The sequence below is a fragment of the Candidatus Izemoplasma sp. genome (assembly GCA_036172455.1).
In the GTDB taxonomy this organism is placed as follows: domain Bacteria; phylum Bacillota_I; class Bacilli_A; order Izemoplasmatales; family Izemoplasmataceae; genus JAIPGF01.
The window spans coordinates 425,458-439,883 of the sequence record JAXKVY010000001.1 but is presented as its reverse complement, the minus strand read 5'-3'; the positions used below and the strand labels follow the sequence as shown (position 1 = coordinate 439,883).

Here is a 14,426-nt window from a genome sequence, read left to right as displayed (position 1 = left end):
TTAATATGGAAAATAATACAATGAATAGAACACGTATCCGTACAATTATCTTTAAAGTCTTTGTTTACACCTTTTTAGTTGGATTTGCCATCTTTGTTTTAATTCCATTTTATTGGATGGTATTAACCTCATTTAAGAGTTTTGAACAAGTAAGAACAGAAGTTCCGCCAAGTTTATTTATTGGATTTAAAGAATTACGGATAATTGAAAACTATACTTCAGCTTGGTTGGCTGCCCCGTATTGGGAATATATGTTAAGAACTGTTGCGGTTGCAGCTATTTCAACGATTGGAACAATTTTTACAACCATTTTTGCCGCATTTGCATTTGCGAGATTAAACTTTAAGGGACGTGACATTTTGTTTCTTGCGTTAATCTCTACGATGATGATTCCAGGTGAAATGTTTGTTATTACCAATTATATTACGGTATCAAATTTAGGATGGTATCAATCTGTTGGGCAAACTCAACTCGAAGCAATGCTAGCCTTAACAATGCCGTTTATGACAAGTGTATTTTACTTGTTCTTCTTAAGACAAGCGTTTAAACAAATTCCAGATGAGTTATATTTAGCTGCGAAGGTAGACGGAACAAGTGATTGGAAATACCTATGGAAAATTATGGTGCCAATCGCATCACCAACAATCATTACGATTATTATTTTAAATGCCATGGGGACATGGAGTGCCTATATCTGGCCAAAATTAGTTGCTGGACCGTATCCGTTAGTAACCAATGGACTCCGAGAAGCTTATCAAGATTTCTTTGGTATAGTTAACTACAGTCAACAAATGGCAGCAGCTCTTATCGTAACATTACCACTCTTAATCGTATTCTTATTCCTTAAGAAATACATTATGCGTGGTGTTTCACGAAGTGGAATCAAAGGATAAAAATATATAAAAATTATAGGAGGAGAATAATGAAGAAAGTTTTATCTTTACTACTTATTACTGTCTTCGCATTAGGACTCACAGGGTGTGTTCAAATCGAAGATGACCCTTATCAAGTAGATTGTGCCGAGTATCCAAACCACGTTAGTTGTTTGGACGAAGGTGGCGGTGCAATTGAAGGTGCGCCAGGTATCATTAATGTTTTAGATGCTTTACCAGATGAGCCAATCACTATAACGTTCTGGCATGTATATGGTGAAAGTAAAGGAGCATTATTAAATGAATTCATTGATGAGTTCGAAGCAGATTATCCAAATGTTACTGTCGAAGCAATTTCACAAGGTGACTATGATACAATTCGTAGTAATACATTAAATGCTATTACGGCAGGAAATACGCCTACGATGGTAGTTGGATATCCAGATCACGTTGCTGGATACTTAAAAGGAAACGCTGTTATTCCATTAGATGATTTCATTTATGATGAAAACTATGGTGTAAACTTAGACGACTTTATTGAATCATATTTAGCTGAAAACAAACAATATGCTGGAGGATATATGTATTCATTCCCTTATTCAAAATCAACAGAAATGATGGTTTATAATAAGGATAAGTTTGCAGCAGCAGGAATTACAGTACCACAAGATGAGATTATTACTTGGGATATGTTAGATACATGGGCAGATACTTTAGTTAATGAAAATTATGTGCCAGGATCTAATGTTGCAGATGAGTGTCAATATTTATTAAACTTTGACTCGGCAAGTAACTTCTTTATTAACAGTGTTCGTATGTGGGATGGTGGCTATACAAATTCAGAAGGTGAAATCTTAGTTGATAACGCAAACACAATTGATATGCTAGAGTATGTTAAGACACGTTTTGAAGATAATACATTCAGCTTACCATTGGCATGGAATGAAAGTTACGGATCAAATAACTTTATCGCTGGAGATGTCTGTATGAGTGTCGGTTCTACTGCAGGAATTAACTATAACATACCGCCAAGTGGAGAATTTGATGTTGGTGTCTTACCGATCCCTCAATATGACTTAGACAATAAATCAGCAGTACAACAAGGACCAAATATTGCGATTATGAGTAATACAACAGATGCTGAACGTCTAGCATCTTGGTTATTAATTAAATATTTAACAAAAGCTGAAAATACAGCAGCATGGGCGATGGAAACAGGATACTTGCCAGTTCGTCATAGCGGTGTTCAATCAGCAGATTATCAAGCGTTCTTAGAAATTGATGATCCAACTGATAGTTTATATTATTCATCATTAGCTGCACAAGCAGCCTATGCGCAATACGAATACTTTGAGTATGACCCAGCATTTGCTGGTGCTGTGACATCAAGTGATGCTCGTTTCCAAGCAGGTGTCGCGATGGAGGCATTATTCGGTGGATATAGTGCTCAAGAAGTTATTGACGATATGGTCCGTCAATTAGGAGCTTAATTAATAGAAAGTGTGAGATTTTATGTTTAAGAAAATTGCTTTAGGGAATATTTTATTATTACTAATCATAACATTAGTTGGATGTGTGCAAGACCAACCAAGTGATAGTGATGTCCTTTATGATATACGCTCTTCAATTACTTTTGAAGAAACGGAGATTAATTCAGATATAACGTTACCTACTATAGATGAAGAAGGCGTGACAGCAACTTGGCACTCCAATAAACCACAGTTTCTTAATGAAAATGGCCAGGTTACAATCCCTACATATGTCCAAGGCAATCAACAAGTGACCTTGTTATTGACATTACAAAAAGGAGATACTGTAATAACCAAAGCGTATGATTTTACTGTGGTCGCAGACGAAGTCCCTGAAGTTATTGAACTGAATACGGATGAAACAGATGCACTGACTATGGACTTCTCCTACGAGAACTCAGACTTTTTGCCAGATGGTGTAGGAGAAGTATCTCTCGTGCGTTGTGTTGATGGTGACACCGCTATATTTGAAGAAAATGGTGTCTCATTCTCAGCACGATTCTTAGGTATTGATACCCCAGAATCAACGGCAAAATTTGAACCATGGGGAAAAGCAGCCAGCAATTTTACATGTGATAAATTAACTAATGCTGACACGATTGTTTTACAAGCAGATCCAAATACAGGTCGCTTAGATAGTTATGGTGAACGGTACCTGTCATGGGTATGGTATGATGGTCGCTTACTCAATTTAGAACTTGTCGAGTTAGCATATTCAAAAGCAAAAGGGAGTTTAGAAACACTTTATGGCCAATTAATATTCGATGTAAATTTAAGAGTCCAGTTTAGTGGTAGACGTGTGTGGGGAGAAGAAGACCCTAATTATGACTACAGCTTAGAAGGTGTGCAAATTACCATAGAAGAACTTGTGACGAATTCAGAATTATATTATGGCCGCAAGGTTGCTATTCAAGGAATTGTATCAAGAACCTTAGGTGGTGCGGCATTTATCCAACAAGGGGACTTTGGCGTCTATGTGTATAATCGATCATGGGCACCGGACTTATCTGTCGGGAACGAAGTTCTCATATCTGGTGTAACAGTCACATATTATCCAGATGAAGATACAGGAGCAGTACAAGTTTCCAATTATCAAACACGAGATCCTTACTCACAAGTAATCAGTAGAGATAATACGGTATCACCAAATCTCGTGACAATTCCAGAGATAACAGATGACCATATCGGAAGTTTGTTACAAGTGGAAGATTTAACAATCACAACTATATATGAAGGTAACGACGGGGCCTTTACGATTACCGCAGAAGATATAAATGGCAATAAAGTGGATATCCGTGTGGCAGAAAATGCTCCTACCGATATTACACAAGATTTATTCTCAGTCGGAGATTCAATCACAGTCACAGGACCGTTAAGCCGTTATATGAGTGATTATCAAATTATGTTAACAAATGTAGAAGACATACAGTTTAATTAAAAAAAAGGAGGAAACAACGAATGCTTAAAAAGTTATTAACATTTGTGTTAGTTGTTATGGGTGCAGTCACATTATCTGCATGTAACCCAACAGATGATGGGCCTACAACGCAAGAAATTTTAGAAGATATCAGCGAAGCAGTTACAAATCTTGCGATTCCAGAAACAACTAGCGACGATTTAATTTTACCAACCACTGAGGTCAACGATGTTGAAATTTCGTGGGAATCAAGCAATACAGATTATATTGCTGATGATGGTACAGTCACTGTCCCAATGTATTATGAAGGGGACCAAAAAGTGACACTAACAGCGTATGTATCGTTAGGGGAAGAAACCTTAACCGAGACATTCGAAGTAACCGTATTAGCTTCTGATACTATGACTGACTTAGATAAAGTCATGTTAGCAAAAGAAGCCTTATTGTTACCTGTTACTGGTATTGTATCTTCAGATATCACATTGCCAGCAACCGGTGCACATGGTACAACAGTTACATGGGCATCTGACACACCAACCGTTGTTGCAAATGATGGTACAGTTACTCGCCCTGAATCAGGTGAAGGAAATGCCGCTGTTACATTAACGGCAACTATCACATTAAATGATGAATCAGTGACAAAAGAATTTGAAATTATTGTTGCTGAAGAAATGGCTGTTGCACACTACACAGTTGTTGCTAATATCATTGAAGAAACAGTAGGTAATCCAGTTAGTTTCCAAGGAACAGTAAGTAGTGTATTTTCTAGAGGGTATTTCTTAACTGATGGAACAAATGCATTTGCTGTTTATGGAACAGAATTGGATCCGCTACCTAATATTGGTGATGAAGTATTTGTTGAAGGGCTTTATTCTAAATACAATACTCTGTATCAAGTAGGTGACATTTCAGAAGAATCAATTGTTACTGCTGGTGATGGAACAAACGATTTAACCGCAACAGTTAAAACAATTGATGAAATACTAAATCTTGACTCAAGCGATCCTTTAGTACATGGTATGCGCTTTACTGTTACTGGTACCGTTGTTGAAGACGTTGACAGTGATGGATATGACAATCTTTATTTAGAAGATGAAGACGGAGACAGATTATTATTCTACTATGCAAGCTTAGGATCAAGTATGGATATATTAGAAACTAAAATTGGTGTAGAAATCATATTAGATGTTACCTATTATACAGATCACTCAGATGATGGTGTTATGGTCTTATTCGATGGTACAGCAGATGATATTGAAGTACTTCTAACTGATGCAGAAGCTGTTACAGCTGACGCAAACAATGTACCAAATATCCCAGAAGCAACAACTTCTGACATTACCTTACCTACAACAGGTAATAATGGAACAACATATTCAAACTGGGCAAGTAGCGACACATCAGTATTTACTGATGCAGGTGTCTTTGTTGCAAACAAAGCAACTGAAGTAACCGTGACATTCACCGCAACTGTTACTAAAGGTACTGAGACAGGAACCGCAACAGTTGAGGTAGTTGTGCCACCAACATTAACTATTGGGGAAGCATTAAACTTAAGTGATGATGAATACTTTGAAATTACTGGGACAGTTTCATACATTGATTTCTACGGTTTCTTCTTAACGAACGGAACAGACCATATGTTTGTTTATGCAGGATATGGATTTGCCTTTGGTGATACTGATTTATCCGCAGATGATCTTACTGAAGGAGATACTGTAGAGTTAATTGGATATTATGGTAGTTATAGCGGATTAAGCCAAGCAAATCCTGTATCATGGGAAATTACGGCTGGCGATGCGGCATTACCAACGACAATAGATGGTACTGTTGAAGGTATTGCTAATAACGTTGTAGCTAAAGGACAACCCGTTGAAATTACAGCTGAAGTTGAAGCTATTTACGATGGTGACGAATTAGATTATATTAATCTATATGGTGTTTCTGGCGCAGTTATTGAAACATACTATTCAAACCAATCTAATTTAGTACAATACGACGGACAAGTAATCACATTAACAGTTGTTCCATACCAAGATGGTAACGTATTATACAAACAAGACGGATCAAGTTCGGTAGTGACGGTTGTAGAGACAGATGCAGCTAACTGGGCACCAACTGATGAAGAAAAAGCAGAGGCTATCTTAGATGCATTAGTGGTACCTGATACTGTTATGGAAGATGCAGACTTAGACTTTGACAACCGAGACTACAATGAAACTTATACATTCACAAGTTCAGATGAAACTGTCATCGCAACGGACGGAACTGTTACACCAGCAACTGGTTCAGCAACGGACGTTACATTAACAATTACTGTTACTGTCGGATCTTACACTACTACTGCACGTACATTTGAAGTGAATGTACCTAGTATGCCAACAACAATCGCAGCAGCAAGAACAGCTTATACAACAAATGGTTCACCAACTACTGTGTATGTAGAAGGTGTAGTTAGCGCATTTGGAAACTCGGGAGTTACTATCATTCAAGATACAGATGGTACAGGACTAATCATTGATGGTACATTAGATGCCAATATTGGTGACAAAGTTACTGTCGTTGGAACAATTGATTCTGTTGAACACTTAGGAACTGTTTTAACAAATCCTACCTTAAAAACAACGGTATCTACAGGGAACACAATCACGGTTCAAACAAGTGTTACGCCTGCTGATTTAGTAACCAATATTTCAGACTATTCCGGTGAAACATTTGAAATGGATTTAACTCTTATTACCAAAGATGATACACATGGAAATGCTGAGTTTGCTGGAAATGGAACGACACCAATTGTTATTGATAGAGAATTAATTCCATATATTGATGCGTTTGACGTGAATGAAGTATTAACATTTGAATTTACGGTGACTGGAGAATCTGTTTATGGTGATGTAAGAGTTGGGGAAATTACACCAAAATTCACTACTGCACAAAATCAACTTGTCGTTGAAGACAAAGTAAACTTTGATGGTGAAACAGTATATAGTGATATGATATTACCTACTGCTCTTGAAGATTTTGATGCAACAATTTCTTGGGCAAGCAGTGATGAAACAGTTATTGGAACAGATGGAACAGTAACAAGACCTGCATTTGGCTCTTCAGATGCAACTGTGACTTTAACAGCTACCGTTGTTGTAGGGGGACAAACAACTACAATAACATCAACAGTTACAGTGCCAGCTTATGCCCCTGATCTATTTATTAGTGAATATATTGAAGGTGGAGGCAATAATAAAGCTTTAGAACTATATAATCCTACAGGTGCTTCATTAGACCTAACTAATTTTAGTATTGTGGAAAACTATGGTAGCGGATCAAATACTTATAATTTAACAGGCACATTGGCATCAGGTGAAGTGTTAGTTATTTGTACCGATCAAATTGATGCTGGTACAAATCTAGAGACTAATTGTGATGTTCAATTATCTTACCCAAGTGTTGTTCATTTCAACGGAGATGATACAATCCAATTACTGAATAATGGTGTTGTGATTGATCAAATTGGTATAGAAGCTAATGCAGGCGGAGATAGTTTTGCTGAAGATGTCACATTAGTTAGAAAACCTAGTATTCTTTGGGGAAATACAACATTTGATATTAATGAATGGACATCATACGCCAAAGATACATTCGATTACATTGGAAGCCACACGACAAATTAATTTATTCACACATTTAAACACCACTTGTAAAAGTGGTGTTTTTTTGTTTAAATTGATATCTTTTATGATATAATGATACGTTAGACTGGATGTGAAAGTATGAAAAAAGTAGTATTAATGCTCTTGGTGGTAATTGGAACATTAGGACTTTATGGGTGTGAGACCCCTGAAGAGAATCAAAGTAATCGGTGGGTAACACTACCTGATTTAAATGACTGGACAGAGTCAGACATAAAAGCAGAGTTAGACCGTTTAGATGTCAACTATGAGATTGTTTATGCCGATGATCAAGTTGAAGAATTAGTCGGTATTTTTATGATGTATGAGGATCATTCTATTGGTGATATCGTTAATATAGAGGAATCGGTGAAGGTTATCGTTTACCCACCATATACAGATGATTGGGTAGAGTTACCTGATTTAACAAACGCTACTTATGAGGAGATAGCGCCCCTATTTAACGGTCTAAATTTACCCTTTACTATTCATGAAATTAGTACTACCGATCAAACATTAGATAACGAGGTTATCGGATATGTTGGAGATTATCAAGCTGGGGAAATGTATGATCCCATTAGCGCAATTGGTATTGAAGTATATGATTATGTTCCACCGGTCACAGATACATATTTTAGTGTCTTAGATTTAGACTATAACGGTCCATTACTAGATAGTGATTTCTTTAATCAATCTTATATGAACCCCCGTGGTGGTGCGTTTGATGTGACACTAAGAACTTGCACTGATGGCGACACTGGGCGGTTTAATTACCCACAAGATATTTATGATGCGATTAATAGTAGTGCAAAAAGTGTACGTTTCTTAAATATGGATACAGAAGAGACTTATCCTGGTGGAGAAGAAGAGTGGGGGAAACCAGCTAGTGTATACACCTGTAGTTTATTAGAGAGTGCAGAGAAAATCGCTATTCAAACAGATCCTGGAGATGGATTGCTTGATACGCATGGACGTTTACTTGGATGGATTTGGATTCAACTACCTGGAGAAGAGGACTACTTTTTATTAAATTACATGCTTGTTAGACAAGGTCTGGCACAAGTGAAGTATGAGTTCGGCGCAGGCGAAACATTGAGTTACGGAGAGTATACTTATAATGAATGGATGCATATTGCTGAAGATGACGCTATTTTAAATGAACGCGGACAATGGGGTAATTTGCTTGATTATTACTGGGATTATGAAAATGATCAACCCGACTATAATCGTTGGAACTAGACTAGCAATTAATCTGTAAAATGTCTTACTTACGTACTTAAAATGTGATATAATAGACTGTTAGTTTAGAGGTGAAATGATGAAAGAACAAGTGATTAAATTAATTGAAGAGTATGATACAATAATCATTCATCGACATAACAATCCAGATGGGGATGCTTATGGAAGTCAGATGGGGTTAAAAAGGGTTATTGAATTAAATTATCCTAAGAAATCTGTGTATGCGGTTGGGGATGAAAATGTCTTTAACTTTCTCGGCAAGATGGATACGATTGAGGATAGTTTTTATGAAGGCGCATTAGCAATTATACTAGATGTCTGTGTAAAACGACTCATTAGTGATGATCGTTATACTCTAGCTGATCAAGTACTCGTACTTGATCATCACTTAAACGCGCCTGATATTGAATGTATTTCATATATTGATTCAAGTAAAATTGCTTGTGCTGAAATGATTGTTGATATTTTGACAGATTATCAACTGCGATTTGATGAACAGGCGAGTACAGCGTTTCTCGCTGGTATTGTCACCGATAGTGGCCGCTTTTTATATCCGAGTACACAAGCTGACACATTAGAAATCGCAGCCTTTTTACTTCGTAGAGGGGCGAAACTACAATGGATTTATGGGCATCTTTATACTGAAGAACTGAATTTTAAGAAACTTAAAGGGTATTTTATTAATAACTTTAAAATATTTAAAGACCATATCGCATATATGACCAACACTGAAGAAGTTAGTGAAATGTTTAACGTCTCAACATTTACGGTTTCTCGAGCAATGGTAAATCAAATGAGTGGTATTAAAGGTATTGATGCATGGGCTAATTTCACAGAAGATGGCGATGAAGTTATGGTTGAATTAAGAAGTAAATCAACGCCAATTGTGGCGGTTGCAAAACAATACGGTGGTGGCGGGCATGCTTTAGCGTGTGGGTGTAACTTAAAGTCGTTAGATGAAGCCTCTAAGTTACTAGAAGACCTCCACCAGCACATAGTTAGGAGTCAAAATAATGAATAAAGAAAAATTACAAACAATCCATGATTTAATTGCAAGGTATGAGACGATTATCGTATTTCCTCATGCAAGACCTGATGGAGACGCGATTGGGACAGCATTTGGATTAAAACATATGATTGAAGCAAGTTATGATAATAAAACAGTCTACGTCGTTGGTGAAACGAGCGATTTCACCTCATATATCGGTGTACCCGATGTTTTAAAAGATGATACGGTATTTGATAATGCCTTAGGAATACTCGTTGATACGGCAAATATTGAGCGTATGGGAGATGAACGATTTAAACGGTGTGAAAAAACAATTAAGATGGATCATCACATCCAGGTTGAAACCTATGGTGATGTGGAATATATTGATACATCACGACCAGCCGCAGCTTTAATCATTCTTGATTTATACAATGCGTTTAAAGAGGAATATGTTTTAAGTAAAGAAGCCGCAGATGCCTTATTCTTTGGTATATTAACCGATACAGGCCGCTTTAAATATAGCGGTGTCGATGGAGATACTTTCCGGAATGTAGCCCTGCTTTATGATGCCGGATTAGATGCTAGAGATGTCTATGATTATTTAGATACCCGTACAGAAAACTTTACGCGTTTTAAAGGATTTGTATTACAAAACTATAAAAAAACTGAGAACGGTGTTGTTTATTTTAAAATCTTGCCAAAATATTTGGAAGAGTTTGATGTTGATTTAGAAGAAGCAACAAGTTTAGTAAATGAATTAGGCAAATTTAAAGATTGTCCAATCTGGGCACTCTTTGCGGAATATGAAGAAGGAATCGTACGATGTCGATTACGTTCAAAAGGGCCTGCAATTAATGAACTAGCTGCCAAATATGATGGTGGTGGCCATGCGATGGCAAGTGGTGCTAGTTTAGGAACTTGGGATCGTACAGACTTGTTATTAGAAGATGCAGATAAACTTGCTAAAGCTTACAAAGAAGGACAGTAAGTCCTTTTTTTATGTAATCTAAGTGATTTGTTAAGATAATATTAATAAATATTAAAAAACAATTTAATTGTTTCATTATTGTTAATTTTATGATATATTTTGTATGGTATTCACTTAAGGAGGAAACTGATGATTTTACTAGCAGATGTGACGCCTATCGATTGGCAGATCACCATTTTTCAAATTTTGGGAGGATTAGGGATTTTCCTTTATGGGATTAATCTTATGGGAGACTCTTTAAAAGCTATTGCTGGGAATAAGTTAAAATTAATTATAGAAAAATCAACTAACACACCTATTAAAGGTATTATTGTTGGGATTGTTATTACAGGACTCATACAATCGTCTTCTGGGACAACGGCATAAACGATCGGACTTGTTCGTGCGGGGTTAATGACATTGCCTCAGGCAATCGGAATTATTTTAGGGGCGAATATTGGCACGACTGTAACATCGTTTTTATTAGGCCTTAAGATTAAGGCATACGCATTACCAATTATGGCCGCAGGGAGCTTCTTAGTCTTCTTTAGTTCGCGTAAACGATACCGTCAATTTGGGGGTGTATTACTTGGATTTGGTATGCTGTTCTTTGGTCTTGATGTGATGGGGGGAGCGTTAAAACAGCTTGCTTATCAACCTTGGTTTACTAATGCGTTAGAAGTGGTCGCTTCACACCCTGTTTTAGGCCTTATTGTTGGGACTGCTACAACTGCTACGATCCAATCAAGTAGTGCAACTATTGGAATCTTACAAGAATTGTACACAACGGGAGCTGTGCCGCTTATTGGGGCTATAGCCATTACGTTTGGAGATAATATTGGAACGACTGTTACAGCTGTATTAGCGTCTTTAGGTGGAAGTATTGCAGCAAAAAGAACAGCGGCGGTACATGTTATTTTCAACGTTGTAGGAAGTTTTGTATTTATGACATTTTTGAGACCTTATACAGCAATAATTCAATATTTACAAGATACTTTTCTAAATGGCGAAGATGCCGCAATGACGATAAGTTTTGCACATATGGGATTTAATATAATAAATACCTTTATTATGTTTTGGTTTATTAACCAGCTGGTTAAGTTATCAATGCTCATCATCCCTGGGGAAGATGGATTAATCAATGTTGATATTGATGCGTTAAATGTTGATATTGATGCGTTAAATGATGACCTAATTGATGAAGCACCAACATTAGCTCTTGAGAGTGCTAAAAAAGTTGTTCTTAATATGGGGCGTTTGACTGAACAAATGTTTGAATATACAGTGAAATACTCTTTCAAAGAAGATAAAAAATTATTTGAAAATGGAATGCAGATTGAAGAAATGTTAGATACCATTGATAAAAAAGCGCATGACTATTTAGTTAAAATAGCGCAAAATGATTTAGATAAGCAAGCATCTTCAGATCAAGCTGCATTTGTTGATACCATAAGGGACTTTGAGCGTATTGGCGACCATTGTACGAACTTACTTCAATTCTTTGAGAACCGCTACGAAGACAAGATTATATTAAGCGAAGATGCATTAAATGAATTACGTACGTTATATGATGTAGTCAGCGAAACCCTCGCTTTAACGATTGAGACATTTGACACACAAGACGCTATTAGCGCGAAAAAAGTAATGGATCGTGAAGATGTTATTGATCGCTTAGTTATCAAAAACAGAAAACGTCATATTATGCGGATTAATAATAAGTTGGCATTAGAAACACAGGATGGATTATATGTCGATATTTTATCTAACATTGAACGTATCGGGGATCACTGCAACAATATTGTTATTAACGTTACACAGGAATACTATTACAACGAAGAATTAGATTACGAAGTTTAAAAAGCGTTAGGAATTGTTAATTAATTGTTAGTTTTTTATAATTTAATAATAATTGTGATATAGTAATATATGAGGTGTTAGCTATGGCAAAGATATTAATCATTGAAGATGAACAAGCAATTCAACGGATGATTGAGTACGATCTTTCACAAATGGGATATGAAGTCGATTCAGCATTAGATGGCTTTGAAGGATATAAAAAAGCCAGTACAAAACATTTTGACATTTTATTACTCGATTTAATGCTTCCGAATATGGATGGTATGGAGATATGTAAAAAGCTTCGCGATGAAGGTAATGAAGTATATATCATTATGCTTACTGCATTAGATGATGAGTATAATGTCATTAAAGGTTTTGATGTCGGAGCTGATGATTATATAAAAAAACCTTTTTCACCAAGAGAACTTCTAGCCCGAATTAAGGCAGGATTACGCCGTCAAGGATTGATGAACAATGATGACGTAATACACTACAATGACTTAACGATTGTTAACAGCAGTTATGAAGTATTTCGAAACGATGAAAAGATTGAAGTAACACTTAAAGAGTTTGAATTATTACAATATCTTTTAAAGAATAAAGGGAAAGCATTATCACGAAATCAACTTCTAACCAATCTGTGGGGATTCAGTTATGATGGAGATTCTCGAGTTGTCGATGTCCATATATTTAAACTGAGAGAAAAAATTGATCCGGACGCAAACTTTATAAAAACAGTACGTGGCATTGGATACAAAATTGTATAGTATATATATTATAGAAAGACGAGAATTTCTCGTCCTTTTTATTTACTAGCTTATGATGTTTGTTAACAAAAAATTAACACAAACGAAATTGAGATTAAATAGTCACATGCTATAGTTAGTGTGTAAGTTAATTTAAGGAGGAAACAAACAAAAATGAAAAAGTTAGTAGTATTAGTAACAGTATTTGTATTTGCACTGACATTAAGTGCATGTGGTAATACCGAAGCAGGATGGGATTCAACAAACAACATCACTGTTTATACACGAGATACATCAAGCGGTACACGTGCCGGATTTATGGGTGGTATTGGATTTGATGAAGCAGAAGAAGATGACAGTGTGTTAGTCGATGGATTTGTTATTAAAGACAATACAGGTATTTTGAACTCGATCACAACCGATGAGTATGGTATTGGGTATATCTCATTAGCAACATTAAATGATGATGTCAAAGGCTTAGCATTTAACGGAGTAGAACCTTCGGTACCTAATGTAGTAAATAACACCTATGACTTAAAACGTCCATTTAATTATGTGACACGGGCGATGGATGATTATGCAAATGAAACAGAAAAAAATATTGTATTAGCATTTGTAGCATTCATGGGAACAACAGATGGCGCAGATATTATTACCAATGAAGGTGCTGTTGCATTAGAAAGCACGGAAACTTGGGATGATATTGCAGCAGAACATCCTGTATGTGCTCAAGACAACAGTGATGTCGTAATTCGCTTTGGTGGATCAGACTCTATTCAAAAAATCGCTGAAGCATTATCATCAGCATTTGCACCAAAGTGTGGAAACTTTGTTCCTGAGCATGATCATACTGGATCATCAGATGGATTCAAACGGACACAAGGTAGTGAAAAAGATGGTGACAACTACAAACATATTGGATTTGCATCACGTCCATTCAAAGATTCTGAAGCTGGCGAAGCTGGAACACAAGGCCAATTAGCATGGGATGCCATTGTCGTAATTGTTAATCTAAACAATGAATTAAACAGTGTCACAGCCGCGGATCTTAAAAATATTTATAGTGGAGAAGTAACAACTTGGGAAGAACTCCTAGACTAATAATAATTTTTCAAACCTTTTATTTTAATTATATCAAGAAACAGCCCTTATTTATTAGGG

Annotated in this window: 10 protein-coding genes and 1 pseudogene; all 11 read left to right on the top strand. The window is 36.3% G+C overall.

Going from position 1 to position 14,426, the window contains the following annotated elements; genetic code table 11:
• Window positions 1-5: 5 nt before the first annotated feature.
• The 11 genes and pseudogenes from UMR38_02055 to UMR38_02005 all read left to right on the top strand — a co-directional run bounded on the left by UMR38_02055 (window position 6) and on the right by UMR38_02005 (window position 14,366).
• Window positions 6-893: a carbohydrate ABC transporter permease gene (locus UMR38_02055; protein ID MEC9484642.1), complete on the top strand. Its 888-nt coding sequence runs from the start codon at window positions 6-8 to the stop codon at window positions 891-893.
• A gap of 29 nt (window positions 894-922) precedes the next feature.
• Complete coding sequence (locus tag UMR38_02050; protein ID MEC9484641.1) at window positions 923-2,362, top strand: extracellular solute-binding protein; 1,440 nt, start codon at window positions 923-925, stop codon at window positions 2,360-2,362.
• Window positions 2,363-2,384: 22 nt separating this feature from the next.
• Complete coding sequence (locus UMR38_02045) at window positions 2,385-3,839, top strand: immunoglobulin-like domain-containing protein (protein MEC9484640.1); 1,455 nt, start codon at window positions 2,385-2,387, stop codon at window positions 3,837-3,839.
• 20 nt (window positions 3,840-3,859) lie between these two features.
• Window positions 3,860-7,486, top strand: a complete 3,627-nt coding sequence (locus UMR38_02040; GenBank protein ID MEC9484639.1) for a lamin tail domain-containing protein — start codon at window positions 3,860-3,862, stop codon at window positions 7,484-7,486.
• A gap of 99 nt (window positions 7,487-7,585) precedes the next feature.
• Complete coding sequence (locus tag UMR38_02035) at window positions 7,586-8,722, top strand: thermonuclease family protein (protein MEC9484638.1); 1,137 nt, start codon at window positions 7,586-7,588, stop codon at window positions 8,720-8,722.
• Window positions 8,723-8,798: 76 nt separating this feature from the next.
• Entirely contained in the window at window positions 8,799-9,743 is a 945-nt protein-coding gene (locus UMR38_02030) for a bifunctional oligoribonuclease/PAP phosphatase NrnA (protein ID MEC9484637.1), read from the top strand.
• Window positions 9,736-10,701 (top strand): bifunctional oligoribonuclease/PAP phosphatase NrnA, encoded by a 966-nt coding sequence (locus tag UMR38_02025; protein ID MEC9484636.1) that lies wholly within the window; start codon window positions 9,736-9,738, stop codon window positions 10,699-10,701. Before UMR38_02030 ends, UMR38_02025 begins: the two co-directional genes overlap by 8 nt.
• A gap of 129 nt (window positions 10,702-10,830) precedes the next feature.
• A pseudogene (locus UMR38_02020) lies at window positions 10,831-11,769 on the top strand (Na/Pi cotransporter family protein).
• A complete protein-coding gene (locus UMR38_02015; GenBank protein ID MEC9484635.1) occupies window positions 11,752-12,537 on the top strand; it encodes a PhoU domain-containing protein in 786 nt (261 codons plus the stop codon). Before UMR38_02020 ends, UMR38_02015 begins: the two are co-directional and overlap by 18 nt.
• 83 nt (window positions 12,538-12,620) lie before the next feature.
• Window positions 12,621-13,286 (top strand): response regulator transcription factor, encoded by a 666-nt coding sequence (locus tag UMR38_02010; protein MEC9484634.1) that lies wholly within the window; start codon window positions 12,621-12,623, stop codon window positions 13,284-13,286.
• Between the two features lie 153 nt (window positions 13,287-13,439).
• A complete protein-coding gene (locus UMR38_02005; protein MEC9484633.1) occupies window positions 13,440-14,366 on the top strand; it encodes a substrate-binding domain-containing protein in 927 nt (308 codons plus the stop codon).
• The last annotated feature ends 60 nt before the right edge of the window (window positions 14,367-14,426 follow it).